This window comes from Micromonospora polyrhachis, from assembly GCF_014203835.1.
GTDB classification, from domain to species: Bacteria; Actinomycetota; Actinomycetes; order Mycobacteriales; family Micromonosporaceae; genus Micromonospora_H; species Micromonospora_H polyrhachis.
In genome coordinates this window covers 44,253-69,130 of the sequence record NZ_JACHJW010000001.1, presented here as the reverse complement: position 1 = coordinate 69,130, position 24,878 = coordinate 44,253, and the positions used below count along the sequence as shown (strand labels likewise).

Sequence of the window (24,878 nt, the reverse complement as noted above, 5' to 3'; positions counted from 1 at the left end):
GTCGGCGATCAGTCGAAGTGCACGACGGTACGGGCACCTTCGCCCCGCGCCATCCTGGCGAAGGCGGCCGGAGCCTCGGAAAGTTCACACCGGTCGGTGATCAGCGGGCCGAGGTCGAGTGACCCGTCGAGCACCGAGGCGGCCAGCTCCGGTACGTCCCGGTCCGGGTCGGAGGAGCCGTAGACCGAGGAGCGCAGGGTACGGGCGGAGTGGAAGATCTCCAGCGCGCTGAGTGCGACCAGATCGTCCTTCGCACCCATCCCCACCACGGTCACCTGGCCGCCACGCCGGGTGGCCCGCCAGGCGGTACGGATCGTGGTGGCCCGTCCGACGCATTCGAAGGCGTGGTCGACCCCGCGCCCGTCGGTCAGTGCCCGGATCTGTTTACCGAGCGTGTCGTCGGAGGTCAGGAAGTCGGTGGCCCCGGCGGCCCGGGCCAACTCGCTCTTGGCTTCGGCGAGGTCGGCGGCGATGATCCGCCCGGCACCGGCGGCCCGGGCGGCGATCACTGTTGCCAACCCCACCCCGCCCAGCCCGAGAACCAGCACCGATTCGCCAGGTGCGACGGCGGCGGTCCGGGTGACCGCACCAACCCCGGTCAGTACCGCGCAGCCGAGCAGGGCGGCCGATTCGAACGGCAGTCCGGCCGGGACACCGATCACCGCCCGTTCGCTGACGACGACTTCCTCAGCGAGTGCACCGAGACCGAGCGTGACGTGCAGCGGATCGCCACCGGTGGTGTGACCCCGGGGCACCGCTGGCGCGCCGGCCTGGGCGCAGAGCCATGGTTCACCGTGCTGGCAGGACCAGCACTGCCGGCACGGGGGTGCCCAGTTCAGCACCACGTGGTCGCCGACACCGACTCGACGTACGTCGTCGCCCACCTCGGTCACCACGCCGGCGGCCTCATGTCCGAGTACCAGGGGGTACGCCGCCGCGACCGTTCCGTTCATCATGGACAGGTCGGAGTGGCAGACCCCGGCGGCGCGGATCCGGACCCGCACCTCGTCAGGTCCGGGGGCGGGGAGTTCGATGTCGGTGACGGCTGGCTCGGTACCGACGCCAGTAACGACCAGCGCCCTCATCGCTGGACCGCCTCTCGTTGGCCCGCCTCTTGTTGGACTGTCCTGTGCTGGATTGCCTTGAGCTGGGTGAACTCGGCGAGGCCGTGCCCACCCAATTCCCGGCCGATGCCGGACTGTTTGTAGCCACCGAACGGGGCGAGCGGGTTGAACGAGCCGCCGTTGATCTCCACCGAGCCGGTGCGGATCCGGCGGGCGACCGCGAGGGCCCGTTCGTCGTCACCGGCGAAGACCGCACCGGCGAGGCCGTACCGGGAGTTGTTCGCGATCGCCACGGCCTGGTCGAGGTCGTCGAAGGCGATGACCGACAGGACCGGCCCGAAGATCTCCTCCTGGGCCAGCGCACTGTCCGGGTCGACGTCGGCGACGATGGTGGGTGCGACGAAATGCCCCCGTTCGGGGACCGGTGCGTCCAGTCCGCCGGTGACCAGGCGACCGCCGTCGGCGAGGCCGCGCTCGATGTGTGCGCGTACCCGGTCACGTTGGGTGGCGGAGACCAGCGGCCCGAGTCGGGTGGCTGGTTCGAAGGGGCCGCCGAGCTGGTATCCGGCGGCGAATTGGGCGGCGAGTTCGAGGGCTTCGGCGTATCGGCTACGGTGCACCAGCATCCGGGTCCAGGCGGTGCAGGTCTGGCCGGAGTTGATGAAGCAGTTGGCGATGCCGGCCCGGACCGCGGTGGGGAGGTCGGCGTCGTCGAGGATGATGTTCGCCGACTTGCCGCCGAGTTCGAGCGCTACCCGGGCGATCCGGTCGGCGGCCAGGTGGGAGATCCGCCGGCCGACGGCGGTGGAGCCGGTGAAGGAGACCATGTCCACGTCCGGATGCCCGGCGAGGGCCTCCCCGACGACCGGGCCGGTCCCGGTGACCAGGTTGACCACCCCGGGCGGCAGCCGGGCCTCGTCGATCGCGTCGAAGAGTTGGTAGGCCACCAGCGGGGTCAGCTCGCTCGGTTTCAGCACCACGGTGCAGCCGGCGGCGAGCGCGGGGGCCAGTTTGGCGATCACCTGGTGCAGTGGGTAGTTCCACGGGGTGATGGCACCGACGACGCCGACCGGTTCGCGGAGCACCAGCGAGTTGCCGATGGTCTCCGCCGCATCGGGCTGTCGGGCCAGGTCCACGTAGCTCTTCAGGACCGTCAGCGGGAGGCCGACCTGGACCCGGGTGGCGAACTTCTGTGGAGTGCCGAGTTCGAGGCTGATGGTCTCGGCGAGGGTGCTGGCGCGGGAGGCGAGTGCGGCGTAGAGCCGGTCCAGCGCGGCGGCCCGATCGAGCGGGTCGGTGTCGGCCCAACCGTCGAAGGCGGCGCGGGCGGCGGTGACCGCCCGGTCGACGTCGGTGGCGGTACAGGCGGGAATCTCGGCGATGATCTCTTCGGTGAACGGGTTCTCCACCGGGATCTTCTCGGTCCCGTCCGGCCGCGCCCATCGGCCATCGAGATGGATTTCGGTACGGCTGAGCTGCATCGGGGTACCTCTCACATCAGGTGAGCGGGTCAGCGGATGACAGGGGCTACAGGGGGCAGCGGTGTGCTTGAGGCGCAATAACTAGCGCTGCAAGTTTTCTCGACTGTAATGCCCGCCGCTTCATCGATCCATAGGTTGGGCGAGTTTCTCGTAACTGTGGGAGAGGCCGTCGATGAGTGCGTCCAACCCGAGCGCGAACGCTCCATCGTCGACGCTGTGCTGGTGCTCGGCGAGTCGGTGCGCCTGCCCCAGATGCGGGTGCGCGTCGTAGAGGGCCGGATCCTCGACGAATCCCTTGGCAAAGGAGCCGAGGGTGGAGCCGGTGACCAGATAGCGCATCAGGGCGCCGATGTGGGTGGCTCTCGCTGGCGGCCAGCCGGCGTCGACCAGGCCGCCGTAGACGGCGTCGGCCATCCGCAGTGACGCCGGCCGTCGGCCCGGCCCCTGGGCGAGGTACGGCACGATGTTCGGGTGCGCGGCCAGTGCCGACCGGTAGGAGAGTGCCCAGAGTCGCAGTGCCTCCCGCCAGTCGTGGGTGTGGAAGAACGAGACGTCGACCTGGGCGACGATCGTGTCGGCGACCGCCTCCAGGATCTCGTCCTTGGTGGCGAAGTGGTTGTAGAGCGACGGTCCACGGACCCCGAGTTCGGTGGCGAGCCGGCGGGTGGAGAGTGCGGCCAGCCCCTCGGCGTCGATGAGCGCGGCGGCGGTGGTCACGATTCGCTCCCGGCTGAGCAGGGCCTTACTGGGCCGTGGCATTGGTGGATTCCCTCCGGATGGGTGCGATCGGAACTCTTTCACATCGGGGTCTGGACGAGTTAAAACTTGCACCGCTAGTTTAATGGCCATGGATCTGAGTCTCTCGGCTGAGCAGACCGCCGTGCGCCAGCTCGCGGCCGAGTTCGTCGACCGCGAAGTGGCACCGCACGCCGCTGCCGCCGACCGCGCCGAAGCACTCGACCCGGACATCGTCCGGAAACTCGGCGACCTCGGCTTCCTCGGTCTGACCATCGCCGAAGCCGACGGCGGTTCCGGCGGCGACCACCTGACGTACTGCCTGGTGCTGGAGGAACTCGGCCGGGGCGACTCGTCGGTACGCGGCATCGTCTCGGTCTCCCTCGGTCTCGTCGCCAAGTCGATCGCGACCCACGGCACGCCCGAGCAGAAGACCCGCTGGCTGCCCGGACTCTGCGCCGGTGAACTCCTCGGCAGCTTCGCGCTCACCGAACCCGACAGCGGATCCGACGCCGCCGCGCTGCGGACCCAGGCGGCCCGTGACGGTGACGACTGGCTGATCAGCGGGGCGAAGGTGTTCATCACCAACGGCACCGTCGCCGACGTGCTGCTGCTCTTCGCCCGTACCGGTGATCCCGGCCCCCGGGGCATCACCGCCTTCCTGATCCCCACCGGGAGCGCCGGGCTGACCCGCCGCAGGATCCACGGCAAGCTCGGGCTCCGGGGCCAGGACACCGCCGAACTGGTCCTCGACCGGGTACGGGTGCCCGACAGCGCGCGGCTCGGTGACGAAGGTGCGGGCTTCCAACTGGCCCTCGGCGCACTGGCCAAGGGGCGGGTGTCGGTCGCCGCCGGCTGTGTCGGCATCGCCCAGGGCAGCCTGAACGCCGCGCTGGGCTATGCCGCCGAGCGGGAACAGTTCGGTAGGCCGATCGCCGGACACCAACTGGTGCAGCAGCTGCTCGCCGAGATCGCCGTCGACACCGCCGCCGCCCGGCTGCTCGTCTGGCAGGCCGCCGACCTGATCGACCGGGGGCAGCCCTTCGCCCTCGAATCGTCGGCGGCGAAGCTCTTCGCCACCGAGGCCGCCGTCCGGGCCGCGAACAACGCGCTACAGGTCTTCGGTGGATACGGCTACATCGACGAGTATCCGGTCGGAAGGTACTTGCGCGACGCCCGGGTCGCCACCCTCTACGAGGGCACCAGCCAGATCCAACAGCTACTCATCGGGCGGGCGCTGACCGGCGTCAACGCCTTCAACTGACCAGCACCAGGGGAGAGAGCATGGACAGATTCGCCGACCGGGTCGCCATCGTCACCGGCGCGGCCCAGGGCATCGGTGCCGCCACCGCCCGCCGGCTCGCCGCAGAGGGAGCCGCCGTCGCGGTCGTCGACCTCGATGGCGAGCGGAGCAAACTCGTCGCCGACGAACTCACCGCCGCCGGGGGCCGCGCGATCGGCGTCGGCTGCGACGTCACCGACGCCGACGCGGTGGAGGCGATGACCGAACAGGTGGTCACCGAACTCGGTGGACTGCACATCCTGGTCAACAACGCCGGCATCACCCGGGACAACCTGCTGTTCAAGATGACGGCCGCCGAGTGGAACGCGGTGCTGAACACCAACCTGACCAGCATGTTCCACTGCTGCCAGGCGGCGCAGAAGCGGATGGTCGCCGCCCGTTACGGCCGGATCGTCAACCTGAGCAGCCGCTCCGCCCTCGGCAACCGGGGGCAGGTCAACTACGCCGCGGCCAAGGCCGGTGTGCAGGGACTCACCGCCACCCTCGCCATCGAACTGGGTCCGTACAACGTCACCGTCAACGCGGTCGCCCCCGGCTACGTGGCCACCGCGATGACCGCCGCCACCGCCGTCCGGGTCGGGTCCAACCCGGAGGAGCACCAGAAGATGGTCGCCGAGCTGACCCCGCTGCGTCGGGTCGGCCAGCCAGCGGAGATCGCCTCGGTGGTCGCCTTCCTGGCCAGCGACGACGCCTCGTACGTCAGTGGCCAGACCCTCTACGTCAACGGCGGTGCCCGCTGAACCGTCGGGCGGCACCCGGCACCCGACTTTCGGCACGCCGGGTGACCGGCTCGACGACCAGAGCAGCAGGAGGAGGAGATCGTGGACTTCGCACTGAGTGATGAGGAGCGGGCGATCCGGGACACCGCCCGGGAGTTCATCACCCGGGAGGTCGTACCCCTGGAGCCGGAGGTGCTCCGCCGCGAGCGCGCCCACCAGCCCGGCCTGGAACCCGACCAGCTACGCGAGCTGCAACTCAAGGCCCGCAAGTTCGGCTTCTGGGGCCTGGACACCCCGGACGAGTACGGCGGAATGGGCCTGCCGGCCGTGACCCAGTCACTGATCTGGACCGAGGTGGGGCGCAGCTTCGTGCCGTTCCGGTTTGGCGGGGAGGCGGACAACATCCTCTTCCACGCCAACGACGAGCAGCAGCGCGAATACCTGCTGCCGACCATCGAGGGCGAACGTCGCTCCTGCTTCGCCATCACCGAGCCCGGTGCGGGCTCGGACGCGGCCAACATCCGGCTCGTCGCCCGCCGGGACGGCGACGACTGGGTGCTCAACGGTGAGAAGACCTTCATTACCGGCGGCAACGAGGCCGACTTCGCCATCGTCATCGCCGTCACCGACCGGGACAAGGACGTCCGCAAGGGCGGCAGCACCGCCTTCCTCGTGGACCGGACGATGGGCTGGCGCTCGGAGTTCATCCAGACCATGGGGGAGGGCGGGCCGGCGTCGCTGATCTTCGAAGACGTCCGGGTACCGCAGCGGAACGTCCTCGGTGAGGTCGGGCAGGGCTTCGCGCTCGCCATGCAGTGGATCGGCAAGGGGCGGTACGTCATCCCGTCGCACGCGCTCGGTATCGCCGAACGGGCGCTGGGCATGGCGATCGAGCACGCGAACACCCGGCACACCTTCGGTCGACCGATCGGCGAGAACCAGGCGATCGGCTGGATGCTGGCCGACTCGGAGACCGAGCTGGAGGCGGCTCGCTGGCTGGTGCTCCGGGCGGCCTGGACCATCGACGCCGGGCTCGACCCGAGGCATGCCTCGTCGATGGCGAAGCTCTACGGCGCCGGGATGATCAACCGGGTGGTGGACCGGGTGATGCAGATCCACGGCGGCATGGGCTACACCCGGGAACTGCCGATCGAACGGTGGTACCGGCAGGTCCGACTGCTGCGCATCTTCGAGGGCACCGACGAGATGCAACGACTGATCATCTCCCGCGACCTGCTGCGCGGCTACACGAAGCTCGGAGGGCACCTGGCTTGACATCCTCCACTGCCCTGACGGGCGGGGATTCCCTTGGTCGCCCTTGGGTTTTCCTGCTTCGACACCGACTGCATCGGCAGGTCCACGTCCGCACGTCCAGCGGCATCCGTTCAGCGCGCGCACCACACGTCGAGCACAGTTTGGACGACGGGAACCATCGGTCCACCACGACCAGGTTCCGGCCGTACCAGTCGGCTTTGTATTCGAGTCCGGCCTGAAGGCCGGAGCATCCACGGAAGGAATCCGATGACGACGTTCGAATTCGGCGTGCGGATGTTCGCCACCCCCAGCGAACTCGTCGCTGCGACCGGGCAGATCCTCGGCCCGGGGCAGTGGCATCCAGTGGAGCAGGGCCGGGTGGACCTCTTCGCCGACGCCACCGACGACCACCAGTGGATCCACGTCGACGCGGAGCGGGCCGCGTCCGGCCCCTTTGGCGGCACCGTCGCGCACGGCTACCTCACCCTGTCGCTGCTGCCGGCCCTGGTCCGGGACGTCTACCGGGTCGAGGGACTCCGGTTGGGGGTCAACTACGGGCTGAACCGGGTACGGTTCCCCGCCCCACTGCGTACCGGCAGCCGGATCCGGGCCACCGTCCGGATCGACGAGGTGACCGAGGTGGCCGACGGAATCCAACTGGTCAACACGGTCACCGTGGACAGCGACAGTGACAGTGGCAAGCCGGTCTGCGTGGCCGAGACGGTGAGCCGACTCTACTTCGCCCGGGAGGCGTGATGACCAGCCTGTCGCTCGCCGCCGTACTCGCCGAATCCGCCCGGCGGTATCCGACCAAGACCGCCGTCGTGGACGGCGACATCCGGGTTACCTACGCCGACCTGTGGCAGGAGGCCCGGTCGTACGCGGCCGGACTGCGTGAGCTGGGCATCCGCCCCGGCGGCACGGTCGCACTGCTCGCGCCGAACGTGGTCGACTTCCCGCGCGCCTACTATGCGGCGCTCGCGGTCGGCGCGACGCTGGTCCCGGTCCACCTCCTGCTCACTGCCGACGAGGCCGCCTACGTGCTCCGGGACAGCCGGGCCGACCTGCTGATCTGTCACGGTAGCCAACTCGCGATGGGCGCGGCGGCAGCCGAGCGGGCCGGCATCCCGCTGGTCACCGTCGGAAAGGTGCCGTCGGATCCGGCAGCGCCGCCGCAGTCGTCGGTCCAGCAGCTCACGGAGCTCTGCGCCGGGCTGGAACCGCTGCCGTCGTACGCCTCGCGCAGCGCGGAGGATCCGGCCGTGATCCTCTACACCAGCGGCACCACCGGGGAGCCGAAGGGCGCGGTACTGACCCACCTCAACCTGGTGATGAACACGATGGTGAACGTCTTCGACGCCAACGAGAGCCGCACCACCGACGTGGTGCTCGGCTGTCTGCCACTGTTCCACAGCTTCGGGCAGACGGTGGCGATGAACGGCACCTTCCGCATCGGCGGCACCCTGGTACTGCTCACCCGGTTCACCGGCCCTGCCGCACTGGAGTTGATGGTCAAAGAACGGGTGGACGTCTTCCACGGCGTACCGACGATGTACGTCGCGCTGCTGACGGCCGCCGCCGGACGTACCGGGCTGCCCCGGCTGCGACTCTGCATCTCCGGTGGCGCGTCGCTGCCGGTCGCCGTACTCGAACGCTTCAACGCGGCCTTCGACACCACGATCTTCGAGGGGTACGGACTCTCGGAGACCTCACCGACCGCGACCACCAACCAGCCGCACTTCGGCACCCGGGCCGGTACGGTCGGCCACCCGGTCTGGGGTGTCGATGTGGAGATCGCCCGCCCCGAGGTGCCGGAGCGGATCGAGCTGTTGGGCACCGGCCAGCTGGGCGAGATCGTGATCCGTGGACACAACGTCTTCGCCCGATACCTCAACCGTCCCGAGGCGACCGATGAGGCGATCGTCGACGGCTGGTTCCGTACCGGCGACCTCGGGACCCGGGACGCCGACGGCTTCGTCACCATCGTGGACCGGACCAAGGACGTGGTGATCCGGGGCGGCTTCAACGTCTACCCGCGCGAGGTGGAGGAGGTGCTGGCCCGGCACCCGGCGGTCGCCCAGGTCGCGGTGATCGGCGTACCCGATCCGGTGCACGGGGAGGAGATCTGCGCGGTGGTGGTGCCGGACCCCTCGGCCGACCTGCCGGACGCCCAGGAACTCGTCGGCTGGGCGCGGGAGCGGCTCGGCCGGCACAAGTATCCGCGGCGGATCCGGTTCGTGTCCGAGTTACCGCTCGGCCCGAGCCACAAGGTGCTCAAGCGGGAGCTGCGTCGGACGATCGCCGAGTCCTGATCCGTCAGGGGTGGTCTTGTAGCATTGCCGGGTCCTGAGGAGGCTGTTGAAACGAGGCGACATGCGGTGGTTGCGGTTTGTGCTGGGCAGGAAGCAGGTCCAGCACGATCCAGTCCGGCAGGAGTCGCTGCTCCAGGACGTCCGGCATCGGTTCGGCCCCAGCGTCCAGGTCCGGTTCTCCGACCAGGTCGACGCGGTGACGCGGCTGCTGGACGGTGCGGACGGCATGGTGGTGGCGGCCAGGATCATTCATGAGTTCGCCGACGAGGCCAACACGGCGCTGCTCGCCCAGGTTGCCGACCTCTACCGGCAAACCGGTCGTCGGTTCATCGTCGACCGCCGCAACTACCGGCCGCTGTGGAAGGCGGCCGGGCCGCAACTGCGGTGGCCACTGTTCGCACTGCCGTGCGGCTTCCACCCGTACGTCCAGGTGGCCGCCGCCGTCACGGCGCTCGGCAACCAGGCCGCCCAATACGTGCGCATGACAGACCCGAACCCGCTGCTGACCCACGTGTTCGAGGTGCTCGACCTCACTGCCAGCGGCTGGGAGTACGGCCGGGTCCCGGTGGACGTCGACGCAGCCGCCCTGGCACATCGGCTGATCGCCACCGCTCGACAGATCCGAGCGGAGATGGAGAAGCCGCCGCCGCTGCCACCCCCGACCCGGGAACTGATGCGCCGCAACAACACCATCGACGTGTACGACCTCAGCCGTACCCGGGTGGTGGGCGGGATCAACCTGGGTGCGGAGCTGCGACCAGCCCTGCTGAGCTGAAATCAGTAACCGCCAGGCAGGTTCGAGTGCTTGTGGTGGGATACTTTCCCACCACTCGACGATCCTTGTCTTTATCGGTTGGCCGACCGCAGCCGGGTTCGGTCCGGGGGACAACTCGACAACGACCCCGCTGGTGGCACTGCCCGGCGACGACCTGATAGGAGCCGCCCCGTGATCCTCCTCTCCGACCAGCGAATTTCCGCCATCCCGCTCGGTGACAATGGGGAGGCTCTGCTCGATCTGCGGGAGATCCCGGAGTTCCGGGTGGACGACCGGTTGGCGGACGCGGCCGGGGCGTACGCACACCTACGGGAAGCCACGATCGAGAAGTTGCTGGCCGCCCAGCGCTCCCTACCGGATGGACTGCGGCTGCTGGTCGTCGAGGGCTACCGGCCTCTGTGGCTGCAGACGAAGTACTTCGAGGACTATCGCGACGAACTGCGTGTGCACTATCCGGACTGGGATGCCGAGCGGCTGCACGTCGAGGCCAGCAAGTACGTTTCGCCGCCCGAGGTGGCTCCGCACAGCACCGGCGGCACCGTCGACCTCACGCTGTGTACCGAGGAGGGGTACGAACTCGACATGGGTACGCCGGTCAACGCCAATCCCGTGGAAAGTGCCAATGCCTGTTTCACCGGATCACCCGACATCTCTGCGGAGGCTCGGCGTAACCGCGACCTCCTCGGCGCGGCACTGCGGTCAGCCGGCATGGTCAACTACCCGACGGAGTGGTGGCACTGGTCGTTCGGTGACCGTTACTGGGCGCTGAGCACCGGGGCTGACCAGACCCGCTACGGCCCGGTCAACCTGGGGTGAGCGGCAGTCTCGTCGTGGTACGAAGGTAGGGCCCTATCAACTTTCCTTGCCTGCGTCAGCCAGGCAGTTGGGAGGGGGAGCTGTGTCGTACCCGCCGGAGCCGTGGCACCTGCGCGGCCAGATGTACCTGTCGGTCTGGTCGGTTCCCCGCTCCGAGCTGCCGCCGCTCCCCGAAGGGCTGAGTCACGTCGTACGTCCCGTGACGCTCGGCGGCCGGGGGCTGGTCGGTACCGCCTGGATCGAGTACCAACCCGGCGGAGTGTTGCAGTACCGCGAACTGCTGACTGCAGTGCTCGTCCGGGCCAGGGCCCGGACGGGGGTGACCATCACCGACATCTGGGTGGACAGCCCAGTCTCCCGTGACGGTGGGCGCGAGCTGTGGGGCATCCCCAAGGAGATGGCCGACCTGGAGATCGCGGCGGAAACGGTGCCTACCGGTCGTGACGTGATCGAGGCAGCGGCCCATACGGCGTCACGCATGATCGCCCAGGGTCGAGTTCAGCGAGGAATGCGACTCCCCGGGCGCTGGCCGTTCCGATTCACCGTGACGCAACTGCTCATCTCGGACGTTCGCAGTACTCCGGTCCGAGGCAGAGCGGGACTGACGACGGCCACCGCACGATGGACGATCGAGCCGGGCGGACCGATGGGACGACTGGCCCATCGCCGCCCGATGATCACGTTGGCATTGCGTGACTTCCAGTTGACCTTCGGAACGGCCGGTGGACAGTCGGACGGTGCCACCGGGGAGGGGCCCGTCGGGCCCGATGCCGGCCGGGAAATGCCGAGCGGTCCGCAGGACCGAACCTAGCTGCTCTCCGCCGCTGTGGCGGACTTCGATCGGTCGCGACTCCTGGGAATCCCGGTTGTGATTGCGGCGGCCATGACGAGCGCGAGCGCCATGAAAGCGAAGGCTGCCTTGTCGGTGCCCGCCACGGCGCCTGCGGTGGTTGCCGCAGCGAGGCCGATGGCGCCGCCGAACTGTTTGGCCGTGTTCATCAGGCCGGAAGCTGCGCCGGCGTGGTCGGATGGGACACCGGTGGTCACGATGGTGGCCAGCGGCGTGTTCATGAGCCCACCGCCGATACCGATCGCGATGCTGGGCAGCAGGATCGTGAGTACGAATGGCCCCTGGTCGACGACCGCCAGCCAGATCAGCCCGGGAGCGGATATCGCAACGCCGGCCACGACGAGTGCCCGGGATGGGAGCCGCTTCATCAGTTGTGGGGTGACCCAGAGGTTCACGGTGAGCATGCTGGCGGTGAGCGGGAGGAAGGCCAGCCCGGCTTGGAGCGGCGTGTATCCCAGCTGCTCCTGCATCAGGTAGGTGAGGAAGTACCACAGACCGATTTGGAAGCAGGCCGCTGTCAGCGCGGTGGCGGTGTTGCCGAGGAGGATGAGTCGGCTCCGCGTCAGACTGCTCGGCACGAGCGGGTGCGCTGTGTGTCGTTGTTGGACGACGAGTAGGGCGAACAGCAGCACACCTGTGACTCCGCCGACCAGGGCGGGTGCCGCCTCAGCAGCCGATCCGCCGGCCACCGAGAGCGCGTAGGTGGCGCACGCGAAGGCGCCCGTGGCCAGTCCGGCACCGACGAGGCTGATGCGTACGCCGCGTTGGCCTGCGACGAGCCGCCGGTGCAGGGCAGCGGCGGTCATGGCGATGCCAGCGCCGATGGGCAGATTGATCAACAGGGTGGCGCGCCAGGAGATGAGGTCGGTGAGCGTCCCACTGGCGATGTTGCCGAGGCCGCCCCCGGCCAGGCTGACCGCCGTCCAGATGGCTATCGCCCTCGTCCGAGTCGGCCCTTCTGCGTGCGTAGTCGTCAGCAGGGTGAATGTCGCGGGAGACACGACCGCAGCGGAGAGGCCCTGCACTGCCCGTGCGGCGATGAGTGTCCAGCCTTCGGTCGCGAAACCGCCGATGGCGCTTGCGATGGTGAACGCCCCGATGCCCCAGGCGAGCAGCCGTGCGATGCCGACGACATCGGCCAGCCTCGCTCCCACCAGGAGTAGCCCGGCGAAGCCGAGGCTGTATGCCAACGCCACCCACGATGCCGCGACTCGTCCGAGTCCTAGATGATTGAGTCCTAAATCCCTGCTGGTCAATGGTCGTATGCGATGAGTGATCTTGGGTTGGGTGCGCCGATGTTGGTGTTGTGCCAGATCACGGCGGCCAGGGCGAGTAGGCGTTGACCGACGCGGGCGAACAGGCCGTCGTGTCGGCGGGCTCCGTGTCGTTCCAGGGAGAGTTGGCCTTTCAGGCTCTGGAAGATCGACTCGATCCATTGGCGGGCGCGGAGCAGGGCTTTCTCGGCCGGGGTGCGTGGGGCGTCGGCCTTGGCGTTGGCGCGTTTCGGGCGGACCAGGTGGATGCTCCGCAGGTCGCAGAACTGGTCGAACTCCGGGCTGGCGAAGCCACGGTCGGCCAGGATGACCTGCCCGTCGGCGATTAGGTGGTGGTCGGCCTCGATGAGGGCGGCCATCACCTCCCGTTCGTCGAGTTTCGGGTTGGCCAGGCACCACAGCACGGGCATGCCCTCGGCTGTGGCCAGTAGATACAGGCGCATGCCCCAGAAGTAGCGGGAGTGTGAGGCGCTGTAGCCGTAGCCGGCGTCCCCGGCCAGGTCCGAACGTTTCGTGGTCTCCCGCGAGGTGCCGCACGGTACCGGGGTGGAGTCGATCAACCTGAGGATCGGGGCACTGGTCGGGGTGACATGGGCCAGGGCCCGGAGCACGGTGGCGATGAGCTGACCGCTGCCGCGGACCCGTTTGCCGTAGCCGGACGCGGTCGGCAGGTACGGGAACATGTCGCGCAGGTGGGTGCCGGCCCAGCGGATCCAGTGCCGTTCACGAGGGAAGTCGAACAGGACCTGGGTGATCATCAGGCAGACCAGTTCGGCGTCGGACAACCGCTGGGGCCGGCCGGGACGGCGGCGACGCGGTACCAGGTGATCGTCTACGAACACGTACAGTGCGGTCAGAAGGGTGTTGATGTCAGCTGTCACGAGCAGACAACGACACCCTTCCCTGTACCAGTACGCCGGCACCTCCCACCAGCAAAGATTTAGGACTCAATCATCTAGATCGGTCTGAATCGACGGCAGTGCGACGTTCACCACGGAGATGTCCAGCACCACCATCAGTTGAGCCAGACAGGACGCCCACAGCCCGAGCCGCTGCAACGAAGGCGACATCACCCTCCTTGATACACGTGTATCACGTGGTACGACCGTATCATCAGGTTGGGGAAAGGAGATTCGCGGAGTGCCCGAGAACGAGCGCAGAGCCGAAATCATGGATGCCGTGGAACGCCTCCTCGGACGGGGCGGCGTGAACGCAGTGACCATGCGGGCAGTCGCCAGCGAAGCGGGTGTGTCGCTCCGGCTCGTCCAGTACTACGGCAAGAACAAGGACGCGCTCCTGACCGCCACCCTCGACCGCCTCGCTGACAGGAGCATCGAACGGTGGCGCAGCCGCTCCGAGCGCCAAGGCGCAAGCGGGTCAGCGATCGACCAGGTCAAAGCGTTCCTCGACGAGGCGCTACCCACCGATGCGGCGAGCCGGGGCTTCCACCGGGTCGGTGTCTCACTGGAAGCGCTTGCCATTACCCACCCCGGGGTGGCGGGGCAGGCGTACCAGGTGCACCTTCGGGCGCTTGCGGACCACCTCGTCCGCGCTCTCCGCTCCGACACGCACCTCAGTGCGGCAGCCGCCCGGCTGCTCGCCCTGGAGGTCATGGGTCTCGCGCACGGCCTGGGAACGCTCCTGATGGCCGACCAGCTCACCGAGTCCGAGGCGGAGTCGCTGACAGCGGACTACCTCGAACGACTCCGGCCACGTCTGTCCCACTGACCCATCTGCGCTGGCAGCGACGGTCCGGGTGTCCAGTGGCGCGACCTCCTCCGGTAGGGCCTTGCCGGCAACCCCCGCGCGGGCGGGACGTGGTGGCCAGCGACCGTGGACGGAATGGGGTATCGCCGCAGTGGCCGAGTGGGCACAATGATCGCCGTGCTCGCTGCCACCCGAGATCTGCTCGTGTCGCTCGACCCGTTGTCGTACCCGCAGCGGATGAAACATCTTGTCGCGTGGGCGCGGACCGCGCCAGACCGCGCAGAGGTCTGCGCCGACCTGCGCAGCCGAGGCAGTTACGAACGACACCTCGCCCTGGTCGCCGCCGTGGTGACCAGGGACGTGGAGGGCGTCGAGGCTGCCACCCGGGACCCGTACGCGTCGATCCGGGCCAGCGCGCTCAACGCGGCGCTGCGTATCGGCAGCCTGAACTGGAGCATCCTGGAGCTGTCCGCAATGGAGCGGCGGCGGATCTACCGCACGCTGCGCCGGCTGAACGCGCCGGAGATCGCGGACGCACTGCTGTCCGAGGTCCGGTCGCACTACGGCGACGAGGAGGCCGCTGCCCTGCTGCCCGCCTGCAGCCCGGCTACCATCCGCGCGCTGCTACCTGAGCTGGAGCATGCGCTCAACCTTGAGAGGCTGGTCAACCGGCATCCCGGACTGGTGCTCGACCGGGCGGGTGAACGGCTGGCCCAGGCCACGCCTGAGCTTCGCGACCGGATCTGGGCCGAGGTAGGCCGGGCGGTCCTGCGGTGCGACCCGGCCCGCGCGCTCGAACTGCTGGAGCGGTACGCACCGGAGAAGTGGTTGCCGGGCAACCTCACCGCGTACGGCGTCCTCGCCGCGTACGATCCGGGCCGCGTCGTCACTCTGCTCAGCGCGCCCAGCCGGAGTGGCTGGCTGCGGCGCATCTCGCTGCCGAGGGCGCTGCTGCGTCGCCTCGCCGTACTCTCCGTCGAGCAGCTCGCCCCACTCGCCCGTCAGGTACGGGAGTGCACCTGGTCGCTGGCGGCGTTGCTCGATGCCGTCCCACCGGCCCGCCGTGGCGACCTGTACGACCGGGCGCTGGCCGACGTGGAGACGGCCCTGCTGGTGCCGGCCCGCGAGGTCATGGAGGTGTTGCCAGTCGCGGTCCGCATCCGGGAGGCGAGTCGCGTGCTGGGCCTGGCGAAGATCCGCGAGCGGGAGGCGCAGGTGCTCCTATGGAGTGCCTACCTGGCCTGGCCGGACGCGGCTGCCGCACTGGATGCGGCGGTAGGCTCCGGCGACGCCGACGAGCGGGCACAGACGTACGTGTTGCTGGTGGAGGCCGCCCGCCGCTCGCGTGACCCGCAGGCGGTGGCCGAGGTGGTGACCCGGCTCGGCCGGCTGCGCAACGAGCAGGACCCGGTTCGCGTCGCCGCGCTCACCGCCCTGGCCAAGGTCGCTCGGCTACTGACCCCCGGCGCCGCAGCTGGCTTGGCGCAGCTGACCAGTGACGCCGTCGAGGCGCGCGACGCCTCCGCCGCCACCACGGCGGCGCTGAGTACGCTCGCCGTCGACACCCTGCAACACCACGTCGACGTACCGGAGCTGCGTGAATGGGCGTTGGCCACCATCGACATGATGGGCACCAGTGCGCGCGTGCCGCTGTTGCGCCGCTTCGACGGGGTGCTGCGCCGTGGACAGGAGACGATGGTCGTCCGGCGGCTGCACGACTGGGTGGAGACTGCCGCTGGCCGGGGCGAATATGGTCCGCTGTTCGCGCTTACCCACGCCCTCGGGCGGCGGGCCTGGCGGGTGCCGCAGCTGCAGGAGATGTTGCGTCGGGCGATCCATCCGCGGACCTCGGCCGGGGTGGCCGAGGTTGCGATTCGGCTCTGGCTCGACGATCCGCGCAGCCGTGGCGAACGGGTCGCCGAGGTGCTCGCGACCGACCCGAGCACCGTGACGATCCCGGTGGTGTGGGAGACGATCTGCTCGTCTCGTACCGACCTGCTCGACCGGGTGTTCAACCGGCATCTGCTCGACCGGGTGTTCAACCGGCACCTGCGGGGTCGGTTCATCGAGGCGGGGACGCGGTGGGTGCCGGGGTCGGCGCGACACCCCGAGCGGTGGCTGCCTCGGCAGCACGCGGCGTTCGTGGCGTTGCAGGAACGGATCATCGTGGACGCCGATGCGACGGTGTGGCAGCGGGCTGCTGCGATCCACGCCGCAGCGCGGATGCCCGGCCTGGGCCGTGCGGTGGTGCTGCGTCACGTCGACGCGTCCGAGGTGGTGATCGCCGAGGCGGCGCTCGGTGCGCTCGTCTGGGGCGACCGGCCGGACGAGGCGCTGCCGGTGCTGCTGGAGTACGCCGGCGGCGACCGAGCCCGGGTCGCCCTCTACGCCGCCGGCCGGGCCGCCCGGCACGTCCCGCCGGCTCAGCTGCCCGTACTGCTCGGTGGGGTGCTGTTCGGTCCCGCCAAGATCACCAGCCGTAAGGCCGCTGTCCGGCTGCTGGCCCGGTATGGCTCGTCCGAGGTGATGGCGACGCTGCTGCAGGTGTACACGCAGCCGGACACCCACCGGGACGTGCGCGCGGCGGTCGTCGCCGCCGCCCGGCAACGGCTCGATGCCGAGCCGAGCTGGACGATCCTCGATGCGGCCGGCAACGGTAGCCGGGAAGAACGTCGCGCGGTGCTGGCTGGCGATCCGCATCTGGTTCCCGAACGCCACCGTCCCCGATACGCCGCGCTGATCGTCGCCGCCTGCCGTGTCGTCGACCGGGAGGTGCGCCGTGCCGCGTTCGCCCAGTTGCCGGCCTGGTCGTACTGGGCCGCCGACGTCAGCGAGCTGATCCTGGATCGGCTCACCGACCTTGGCGAGCAGTCCCAGGCGATCGAGATCACCCAGCTGCTGCGCGCCCTGGGCGACGCCGGGATCCGCAGTGCGCTCGTCCGTCTCGTCGAACGAGACACGGGCGACGAACTGCCGGGTGACGAACTGCCGGCCGACGATCTGCGGAGCGACGCGGCGGCGGATCGCCCGGCCCGGCGACGTGTCGAGGCGATCGCACTTGCCACCGTCGTCTGGTCGAGGATCAGCCCGGCCGGGACCGACCGGTCGGGGCCGATCGCCGCAGCGCGCTGGCTCGCGGGCCAGCCCGGATACACCGGCGCGGCTGCGGCGATGCTGGTCGGCCTCGGGCAGCTGGACAATCTTGACGAGATCGCCGACCTCTGCGCGAGACGTCCGGTCCTCGCGGTACGGACCGCCGAGCACGTCGGCAGCCGCCTACGCGAGCTGCCGGAATCGATCGATCCGGCGACCCTGCCGGACATGATCGACCGGTTGATCGGGCGGGGTGACCTCGCGGGTGGGCTGTTCGCGATGGCGCTGGTCCGGCCCGGTGCGACCTTCGGCTGGTCGTCCCCATGGCGTGACCTGCTGCTCCGGTTGCGTCAACATCCTGACGCCGACGTACGCGAGGAGGCGTACGGCGTCGACATGAGCTGACCGTCATGGATATTTCCACCTCGGCGGCACCGAGAGGTTGACAGCGACCGCTTTTCGGTGGGGTGACCGAGTGGTGGTCATCGCTGTGGAAACCCTGCCACGCAAGCCTCGCGGCTGCGTGCGTATCGCCCTGCGCGGCTGCGTGCGTATCGCCCTGCGCGGCTGCGTGCGTATCGCCCTGCGCGGCTGCGTGCGTATCGCCCTGCGCGGCTGCGTGCGTATCGCCCTGCGCGGCTGCGTGCGTATCGCCCTGCGCGGCTGCGTGCGTATCGCCCTGCGCGGCTGCGTGCGTATCGCCCTGCGCGGCTGCGAAATCCGGGTGTGCGAGGGCTGCTACCAGGGCGTTCTCGCCCTAGGTTAGCCTTACCTTAGTATCTGCCGGAGCGGCTTTCGTTCCGATTGACAAGGATTGCTATGTCTCACACCCTTTCCGCGCGTACCCGAACGCTAGCCGGCATCGCCGTCGCCGCCATCGGTGCCCTGACGATGGTCGGCTGCGCCGACTCCGCTGATACCGCGGCCACGTCGCAGGACACCACCACGACAGCCACGGCGGGCTGGCCGCGCACCTTCAAGAACGCCGACGGCACCACCACCGAGATTCCCAAGAAGCCGGCGGCCATCGTCTCCACCTCGGTGTCGGTATCGGGCACCCTGCTCGCCTTCGACGCTCCGGTGGTCGCGTCGGGCTCCGCCGGCAACGGCAAGTTCTTCGCCCAGTGGGCCAACGTCGCAACGGAGCGCAACGTCGCGAACCTGTGGCCGGCGGGCAAGGTTGAGCTGGAAGCCGTGTACGCCCACAAGCCCGACCTCATCGTCGTCTCCTCCAGCGGGGCCGACTCGGTGACCGACCAGCTCGGCGAGCTGCGGGCGATCGCCCCGACCATCGTCGTCGACTACGGGGGGCAGACCTGGCAGGAGCTTGCGGCGAAGTTGGGCGAGGCCACCGGTCGGGAGGCGGAGGCCAAGAAGACGGTTACCGCGTTCGACGACTACGTCCGCACCGCCGCAGCGAAGATCACCGTGCCCAGCGGGGCCGTGAACATCGTCTCCTACAACGGTGCAGGTGAGGACAACCCGATCGCTCGCGTCGGCTCCGCCCAGGGGCGCCTGCTCACCGACCTCGGCTTCACCGTCGAGGACCCGAACACCGCGTGGCACACGCAGGCCAAGCTGCGCGAGGACTTTGTGTTCACCGCGTACGAGAACCTCACCAAGCTCACCGCCGACACCACCTTCATCCTCAGCAAGGACGACGCGGGCGCGCAGGCGTTCGCCAAGGACCCGGTGCTGGCGAACCTCCCGTCCGTGAAGAAGAGCCAGGTACACGGTCTCGGCCTGAACTCGTTCCGGATGGACAAGTACAGCGCGACGGAGATCGTCGACGGCGTCGTGGCGAACTTCGCCAAGTGACCGTCCAGTAGCGGGGTGGGGCGGCGACGCCCCCACCCCGTCACCTTCAGGAAAGCCACCCTCACGTGATGAAGACCACCCCCACCCCGCGCCTGCGTCACCGGAGCACCGGACTGGTCGTGCTGACGGTCGTACTCGTGATCGGCGTGTTCGTCAGCATCGCCGTCGGCACTCGCGACATCTCCCTCGCCACCACGTGGCAGGCCGTGTTCGCGTTCGACCCGACCAACTCGGAGCACCTGCTCGTCGTCCACCAACGCATCCCACGCGCCCTACTGGGCGTCGTGGTCGGCATAGCCCTCGGTGTCGCCGGCACCATCATGCAGGCCCTCACCCGGAACCCGCTCGCCGAACCGGGCCTGCTGGGCGTCAACGCCGGAGCGATGACCGCCATTGCCGCCGGCATCGCGTTCTTCGGCATCACCAATCCGTCCGGCTACATGTGGCTCGGCATCCTCGGTGCGGGGATCGCCGGAGCCGTCGTCTACCTGCTCGGCGGCGTACGCACCGGCACCAACCCGGTGCGGCTGGTGCTCGCCGGGGCCGCACTCACCGTCGTACTCATGGCGCTCACCCAGATCATGCTCGTCAACAGCCTCGACAACGTGTTCGACCGCTACCGGCACTGGATGGTCGGCTCGCTCGCCGGACGTGGCGCCGACGTGCTCCTCGCCGTCGGCGTACTCACCGCAGTCGGACTCGTCGCCGCCTATGCACTCGCCCGGCCACTCGACTCCGCGATGCTCGGCGAGGACCTCAGCCGGTCGCTGGGCGCAAACCCCACCCGGATATGGGCACTGGCCGGACTGGTCGTCATCGTGCTCGCCGGTGCCGCGACGGCGGCAGCCGGGCCCATTACCTTCCTGGGCCTGGCCGCGCCGCACCTCGCACGGCTCCTCGTCGGCGTCGACCACCGCTGGGTGCTGCCCTACGCGGGCCTGCTCGCCGCCGTGCTCATCGTCGTCGCCGACGCCCTCGGCCGCATCATCCCGCAGAACGGCGAAGTGGGGGTCGGAATCATGGTCGCGATCCTGGGCGGACCGTTCTTCGTGATGCTGGTACGCCGACGCCGGATGGTGCGGCTGTGAACGCGCAACGTCGGCTGCCCCGGAAACAACAGGTGTGGCGGGTGGGCAGACTCTCGCTGGTGATCTCGCCGCGGCTGGTGACGGTCACCGTCGTCCTGCTGGCGGCCACCGTGGCCCTGGGGATCGTGGCGATGACAGTCGGCACGCTGCGCCTGTCGTTCAGCGAGGTGGCTGCGGCGCTGTTCGGCACGTCCGGCAACCCACAGTACGACCGGATCGTGCAGAACCTACGGCTGCCGCGGGTGGTCACCGCGATCTTCGCCGGTGCGGCACTGGGCGTCTCCGGCGCGATCTTCCAATCGGTCTCGCGCAACGCACTCGGCTCGCCCGACGTCATCGGCTTCACCACCGGTGCCGCCACCGGTGCGATCATGCAGATCGTGGTGTTCGACGCCGACGCTGTGCAGGTGGCGTTGGGTGCGGTATCAGGTGGCCTGCTCACCGCGGCGGTCGTGTACCTGCTTTCCCGCAAGGGCGGCACCTCCGGCGGGTACCGACTGATCCTCGTGGGCATCGGCGTGGGCGCCGTGCTCGCCGCTGTCAACGACCTGCTGCTCGTGGTCGGAGACCTGGACCAGGCGATCTCGGCCAACCTGTGGCGGTCAGGGTCACTCGACGCACGCACCTGGACGCACGCCCTGCCGGTAGCGGTCGGCACGCTCGTACTCGTCCCGCTGGTCCTGCCACTGGCCCGTCAGGCGTCACTGATGGAGATGGGCGACGACGTGGCGCAGCAACTCGGCGTACGGGTGGAGCGCACCCGAGTGCTGCTGATGCTCGCTGCCGTGGCCCTCGCCGGGCTCGCCACCGCAGCGGCCGGGCCGATCGCGTTCATCGCGCTGGCCGCCCCCCAACTCGTGGCACGACTCACCCGCTGGCGCACCATGCCGGTACTCAGCGCCGCCGCGATGGGTGCCTGCCTGCTGGTGCTCGCCGACGTGGTCACGCGGCTGCTGCCCATCACCGCCGCCGTTCCGATCGGGCGGATGACCGGCATCATCGGCGGCCTCTACCTCATCTGGATGCTGACCCGCTCCAAGCAGGTCTGACCCGTGAAGGACCCCAAGTTGCCCACCCCAGCCCTCGAAGCGTCACACCTGACGCTCGCGTACGAGTCGCGCCAGGTCGCGCACGACCTCGACGTGCCGGTCCCGGACGGCGCGGTGACCGTGATCCTCGGCCCGAACGCGTGCGGCAAGTCCACTCTCCTGCGCGCACTCGCGCGGCTGCTGCGCCCCAGCGCCGGACGCGTGCTGTTGCACGGCCAGGACGTGCAGCGCCTGGCCCCGAAGGAGCTGGCCCGCCGGCTGGGGCTGCTGCCACAGTCGTCTGTCGCGCCGTTCGGCATCACCGTCGCAGACCTTGTCGGACGCGGCCGGTTCCCGCACCAGCGGATGCTCCAGCAGTGGAGCCTGGCCGACGAGGAGGCGGTGAAGCGGGCGATGGTGGCGACAGGCGTGACAGAACTGGCCGACCGCGCCGTCGAGGAACTGTCCGGCGGTCAACGGCAGCGGGTGTGGATCGCGATGCTGCTCGCCCAGGACACGCCGGTGATGCTCCTGGACGAGCCCACCACCTACCTTGACATCTCGCACCAGCTCGAGGTGCTGGAGCTGTGCCGGCGGCTCAACCGCGAGGAGGGCCGCACGCTGGTGCTGGTCCTGCACGACCTCAACCAGGCGGCGCGCTTCGCCGACCATCTCATCGTCATGCGCGAAGGCGCGGTGGCCGCTGCCGGTGCCCCGAGCGAGGTGCTCACCGAGCAGCTGCTGCGCGACGTGTTCCGGCTGGAGGCGCGCGTCATCGCCGACCCGGTCTTCGGCACGCCCCTGGTCATCCCGATCGCCGCCCGGGATGGGGACGCGTGACCCTGCTGCACATCGGACTGTCGCTGTCACCTACCTGGCTGCGGGCCGGCTCGTGGCGGCGGCCGGACAGCCGGGTCGAGGAGCTGTTCACCGCCGACTTCTTCGTCGAAGCCGCCCGGTCGGCGGAAGCAGCGCACCTGGACTTCCTGTTCAAGCCGGATGCGCTCACCCTCGATCCGGCATCGGTGGAGCACGGCCTCGGGTTCAGCGCCCTGGACCCGACGATGCTCATGGCCGCGCTCGTGGCCGAGACGACGCGCATCGGGCTGGTACCGACCCTGTCCTCGACCTTCGCGCACCCGTTCACCACCGCTCGGCAGTTGCAGTCGCTGGATCGGCTCAGCGCGGGACGGGCCGGCTGGAACGTCGTCACCTCGCTCGGCGGCGGAGAGAACTTCGCCGACCGGGATGTGCCGGCGGACCCTTACGTGAACGCGGTCGACTTCGTGACCGTTGTCGAGGGCCTGCGGCAGTCGTTTCCCGCCCGGGCGCTGCACCACGACCGGACGGCAGGCGTGTTCGCCGACCCGGCGGCACTGTCGCAGGTGCCGCCACACGGCCGGTACGCCTCGGCCGGTCCGCTCAGCGTGCCGGCGCTCTCGGACGAGCCGCTGCCGCTGCTGCACGCGGGCGGCTCACCGGCGTCGGTGGACTTCGCGGCGCGCTTCGCTGACGCCGTGTTCGCCATGACCGCCGAGACGTCGGACGGCGTCGCCCTACGCGGGCGACTGCACGCCGGGGCCGGGGCCGCCGGCCGGAAACGCGCCCCACTGGTGTTGCCCGGCGTCTCGCTGTGCCTCGCGCCGACCCGTGCACAGGCCGAGGAACTGGCGAACGAAAACCAGCCGGGCCCGACGTCACCGGCGCACGTGCGGCACTGGACGATCGTCGGCACCCCGCAGGATGCTGTGGACGAGATCCTCCGCCGCGCCGACGCCGGTGCGATCGACGGCGTGATCGCCCTGCCTGCGGCGTCGTGGGGCTCGCTGCACCTGTTCACCTCGGAGGTGGTCCCCGCCCTCGCGGCCGCCGGACGGTTCCGTACCGCATATTCCGGCACGACGCTGCGCGGGCACCTCGCGGAGGGGATCTGATGCGCCCGACGTCACCCGTGATGCGTCCAGCGCCGCCCTCGCCGCCGAGACCGCCGTCCCGCCGTACCGTAAGCACGCTCGCCAGCCGCCTTACGGCGGCCGGTTCGACGGCGGAGTTCTGGGAGACCATCGGGCGACGCACGCCGATCGTCGAGGATGCCGCCGGCGGCGGGTGCCGGGTGACGTTCCTGTGGCGCTCCACCGAAGCGGCAGCCGTCTACGTGACCATCAACCGGGTGACGCACGACCTCGACGACAGTCGCATGCAGCGAATACCGGGCACGGACGTCTGGCACGCCACGTTCCGGCTCCCCGCCGACTGGCGCGGGTCGTACACGGTGCTCGAAACCGACGTGGCGGGGGACCGCGCCCTGCACGAGCACGAACCCCGGTGGGCGATGCGTACCATCCGCGAGGAGGGCGTCGTCGATCCCCGTAACCCGGCGCGTACCCGTACCCACGGCGGCTCGACCGCGTCCGTGGCGGAACTCGACGCCGCGCCGCGGCAGGCCGCACCTGCGGATGGACCGTCTCCCCGCATGCGGCAGCTGGTCGCGCCCTCCGGTCGTACGGTGTGGCTCTCCCCGCCGATCGGCGACGACGGCGCTTCCCATCCGCTGGTCATCGTGTTGGACGGGGAGGTGTGGCAGGCGTCCGGCTACGCCGTGGCTGCCACCGACCGGCTCGTCGCGGCAGGGACGATCCGTACGCCGTTCGTCGCGATGGTGGAGACCGGTGCGACATCGCCGCGACGGATGTCCGACCTCAGCATCGACGGCACCATGAGCGACGAGATAGCCCTGAGCCTGCTGCCGTGGTTGCGCGATCAGATGCCGGTGAGTGCCGATCCGCGCGACGTCGTGGTGACCGGGGAAAGCCTGGGCGGACTGACGGCGCTGAAGACCGTGTTCGACCATCCGGCGGCGGTGGGATCGGCGCTCAGCCAGTCGGCGTCGCTGTGGCAGCACGACATGCTCGGGCGTGCCGCAACCGCAGCCCCGGTGCACCTGTTCCTCACGGTGGGCGCGTTCGAGGGGACGCTTCTGGAACCGCACCGCCGGCTACGGGAGGTACTCGCGACCAGCCCGCACACCGTGACGTACCGCGAGTTCCAGGGCGGGCACGACATGGCGTGTTGGCGTGGGTTCTGGGAGGACGGCATCGCGGACCTGCTCGGACAGCCCCGACCATAGCCCTTCGCTGGTCGTTGGGAGCTGGATGCTCGGGTGGTTGATGGACTCAGCGAGTTCGTGATGGGTTGTCGCCGCCGTGGCTGGAATTGAACATGACCGACGGTGGGCGACGGCATTCCTCGATGCTCAAGTGCCGCAGCGCTACGACACGCCCGGCACAGCATCTGGTGTTGTCATTCCTTGGGTGTGCCCATATATAGTGCTACCCGTAGCTGGTTCGACTACCGGTTCGGTGGCCGAGGCAAGAGGGAACCCGGTGTGATTCCGGGGCTGCCCCGCAGCGGTGAGTGGGAACGACCGCCGTCAACGAAGCACTGGACCCGCAGGGTCTGGGAAGCGACGGTCAGTAGGCATGAGCACGACGCCCACGAGTCCGAAGACCTGCCAGCGCGCCACGCGTGGGTACGTGTGGCGGTCGAAGGCCGCGTGGGACG

24 protein-coding genes and 1 riboswitch are annotated in these 24,878 nt (G+C 69.5%); of the genes, 17 read left to right on the top strand and 7 right to left on the bottom strand.

Annotation, left to right across the window (positions count from 1 at the left end; all coding sequences use genetic code 11):
* Positions 1–8 precede the first annotated feature (8 nt).
* The 3 genes from FHR38_RS00325 to FHR38_RS00315 form a co-directional block, all read right to left on the bottom strand.
* The gene (locus tag FHR38_RS00325) at positions 9–1,085 is read right to left on the bottom strand and encodes an alcohol dehydrogenase catalytic domain-containing protein (protein WP_184531727.1); all 1,077 of its coding nucleotides are present in this window, start codon (positions 1,083–1,085) and stop codon (positions 9–11) included.
* Positions 1,082–2,545 (bottom strand): aldehyde dehydrogenase family protein, encoded by a 1,464-nt coding sequence (locus FHR38_RS00320; protein ID WP_184531725.1) that lies wholly within the window; start codon positions 2,543–2,545, stop codon positions 1,082–1,084. Before FHR38_RS00320 ends, FHR38_RS00325 begins: the two co-directional genes overlap by 4 nt.
* A 120-nt stretch (positions 2,546–2,665) precedes the next feature.
* Positions 2,666–3,304, bottom strand: a complete 639-nt coding sequence (locus FHR38_RS00315; RefSeq protein WP_184531723.1) for a TetR/AcrR family transcriptional regulator — start codon at positions 3,302–3,304, stop codon at positions 2,666–2,668.
* Between the two features lie 88 nt (positions 3,305–3,392).
* Between FHR38_RS00315 and FHR38_RS00310 the strand changes: the two genes are divergently transcribed.
* The 3 genes from FHR38_RS00310 (at position 3,393) to FHR38_RS00300 (ending at position 6,577) form a co-directional block, all read left to right on the top strand.
* Entirely contained in the window at positions 3,393–4,544 is a 1,152-nt protein-coding gene (locus tag FHR38_RS00310; RefSeq protein ID WP_184531721.1) for an acyl-CoA dehydrogenase family protein, read from the top strand.
* A 20-nt stretch (positions 4,545–4,564) separates the two neighbouring features.
* Positions 4,565–5,323 (top strand): 3-oxoacyl-ACP reductase FabG, encoded by a 759-nt coding sequence (gene fabG / locus FHR38_RS00305; protein ID WP_184531719.1) that lies wholly within the window; start codon positions 4,565–4,567, stop codon positions 5,321–5,323.
* 81 nt (positions 5,324–5,404) lie between these two features.
* Positions 5,405–6,577: an acyl-CoA dehydrogenase family protein gene (locus tag FHR38_RS00300; RefSeq protein ID WP_184531717.1), complete on the top strand. Its 1,173-nt coding sequence runs from the start codon at positions 5,405–5,407 to the stop codon at positions 6,575–6,577.
* Here the strand turns inward: FHR38_RS00300 and FHR38_RS33430 are convergent.
* Entirely contained in the window at positions 6,522–6,839 is a 318-nt protein-coding gene (locus tag FHR38_RS33430; RefSeq protein ID WP_376771457.1) for a zinc ribbon domain-containing protein, read from the bottom strand. The two genes, FHR38_RS00300 and FHR38_RS33430, sit on opposite strands and share 56 nt — an antisense overlap.
* Here FHR38_RS33430 and FHR38_RS00290 point away from each other — a divergent pair.
* The 5 genes from FHR38_RS00290 (at position 6,824) to FHR38_RS00270 (ending at position 11,270) form a co-directional block, all read left to right on the top strand.
* Complete coding sequence (locus FHR38_RS00290; protein ID WP_221448852.1) at positions 6,824–7,312, top strand: MaoC family dehydratase; 489 nt, start codon at positions 6,824–6,826, stop codon at positions 7,310–7,312. The genes FHR38_RS33430 and FHR38_RS00290 overlap by 16 nt on opposite strands.
* Entirely contained in the window at positions 7,312–8,868 is a 1,557-nt protein-coding gene (locus FHR38_RS00285) for a long-chain-fatty-acid--CoA ligase (protein WP_184531715.1), read from the top strand. Before FHR38_RS00290 ends, FHR38_RS00285 begins: the two co-directional genes overlap by 1 nt.
* Before the next feature lie 61 nt (positions 8,869–8,929).
* Entirely contained in the window at positions 8,930–9,643 is a 714-nt protein-coding gene (locus FHR38_RS00280; protein WP_184531713.1) for a hypothetical protein, read from the top strand.
* A gap of 171 nt (positions 9,644–9,814) precedes the next feature.
* Complete coding sequence (locus FHR38_RS00275) at positions 9,815–10,459, top strand: M15 family metallopeptidase (RefSeq protein WP_184531711.1); 645 nt, start codon at positions 9,815–9,817, stop codon at positions 10,457–10,459.
* 82 nt (positions 10,460–10,541) lie between these two features.
* Positions 10,542–11,270, top strand: a complete 729-nt coding sequence (locus FHR38_RS00270; RefSeq protein WP_312881683.1) for an acetoacetate decarboxylase family protein — start codon at positions 10,542–10,544, stop codon at positions 11,268–11,270.
* On the opposite strand, the gene FHR38_RS00265 is transcribed toward FHR38_RS00270, so the two are convergent.
* The 3 genes from FHR38_RS00265 to FHR38_RS32700 all read right to left on the bottom strand — a co-directional run bounded on the left by FHR38_RS00265 (position 11,267) and on the right by FHR38_RS32700 (position 13,653).
* Complete coding sequence (locus tag FHR38_RS00265) at positions 11,267–12,565, bottom strand: MFS transporter (protein ID WP_281384765.1); 1,299 nt, start codon at positions 12,563–12,565, stop codon at positions 11,267–11,269. The two genes, FHR38_RS00270 and FHR38_RS00265, sit on opposite strands and share 4 nt — an antisense overlap.
* Positions 12,562–13,464: an IS982 family transposase gene (locus FHR38_RS00260; RefSeq protein WP_184531708.1), complete on the bottom strand. Its 903-nt coding sequence runs from the start codon at positions 13,462–13,464 to the stop codon at positions 12,562–12,564. Before FHR38_RS00260 ends, FHR38_RS00265 begins: the two co-directional genes overlap by 4 nt.
* Before the next feature lie 66 nt (positions 13,465–13,530).
* A complete protein-coding gene (locus FHR38_RS32700) occupies positions 13,531–13,653 on the bottom strand; it encodes a hypothetical protein (RefSeq protein WP_281384764.1) in 123 nt (40 codons plus the stop codon).
* 70 nt (positions 13,654–13,723) lie between these two features.
* On the opposite strand from FHR38_RS32700, the gene FHR38_RS00255 reads away from it, so the two are divergent.
* From FHR38_RS00255 to FHR38_RS00215, 9 genes are all read left to right on the top strand, one after another.
* Entirely contained in the window at positions 13,724–14,311 is a 588-nt protein-coding gene (locus FHR38_RS00255; protein WP_184531706.1) for a TetR/AcrR family transcriptional regulator, read from the top strand.
* 147 nt (positions 14,312–14,458) lie between these two features.
* Positions 14,459–17,788, top strand: a complete 3,330-nt coding sequence (locus FHR38_RS00250) for a hypothetical protein (RefSeq protein ID WP_184539030.1) — start codon at positions 14,459–14,461, stop codon at positions 17,786–17,788.
* A 70-nt stretch (positions 17,789–17,858) separates the two neighbouring features.
* A complete protein-coding gene (locus tag FHR38_RS00245; protein ID WP_184531704.1) occupies positions 17,859–18,149 on the top strand; it encodes a hypothetical protein in 291 nt (96 codons plus the stop codon).
* A 53-nt stretch (positions 18,150–18,202) separates the two neighbouring features.
* Positions 18,203–19,201, top strand: coding sequence for a Fe2+-enterobactin ABC transporter substrate-binding protein (gene fepB, locus FHR38_RS00240; RefSeq protein WP_184531702.1), 999 nt, complete (start codon positions 18,203–18,205; stop codon positions 19,199–19,201).
* Between the two features lie 68 nt (positions 19,202–19,269).
* The gene (locus FHR38_RS00235; RefSeq protein ID WP_221448849.1) at positions 19,270–20,289 is read left to right on the top strand and encodes a FecCD family ABC transporter permease; all 1,020 of its coding nucleotides are present in this window, start codon (positions 19,270–19,272) and stop codon (positions 20,287–20,289) included.
* On the top strand, positions 20,286–21,338 hold the full coding sequence (locus tag FHR38_RS00230) for a FecCD family ABC transporter permease (RefSeq protein WP_184531701.1): 1,053 nt from the start codon (positions 20,286–20,288) through the stop codon (positions 21,336–21,338). The genes FHR38_RS00235 and FHR38_RS00230 overlap by 4 nt, the downstream gene beginning before the upstream one ends.
* A 48-nt stretch (positions 21,339–21,386) precedes the next feature.
* Positions 21,387–22,157 (top strand): ABC transporter ATP-binding protein, encoded by a 771-nt coding sequence (locus tag FHR38_RS00225; RefSeq protein ID WP_221449274.1) that lies wholly within the window; start codon positions 21,387–21,389, stop codon positions 22,155–22,157.
* Positions 22,154–23,251: an LLM class flavin-dependent oxidoreductase gene (locus FHR38_RS00220; protein WP_184531699.1), complete on the top strand. Its 1,098-nt coding sequence runs from the start codon at positions 22,154–22,156 to the stop codon at positions 23,249–23,251. Before FHR38_RS00225 ends, FHR38_RS00220 begins: the two co-directional genes overlap by 4 nt.
* A complete protein-coding gene (locus tag FHR38_RS00215) occupies positions 23,251–24,444 on the top strand; it encodes an enterochelin esterase domain-containing protein (RefSeq protein ID WP_184531697.1) in 1,194 nt (397 codons plus the stop codon). The genes FHR38_RS00220 and FHR38_RS00215 overlap by 1 nt, the downstream gene beginning before the upstream one ends.
* A gap of 196 nt (positions 24,445–24,640) precedes the next feature.
* A riboswitch (cobalamin riboswitch) is annotated at positions 24,641–24,847 on the top strand.
* Positions 24,848–24,878 lie beyond the last annotated feature (31 nt).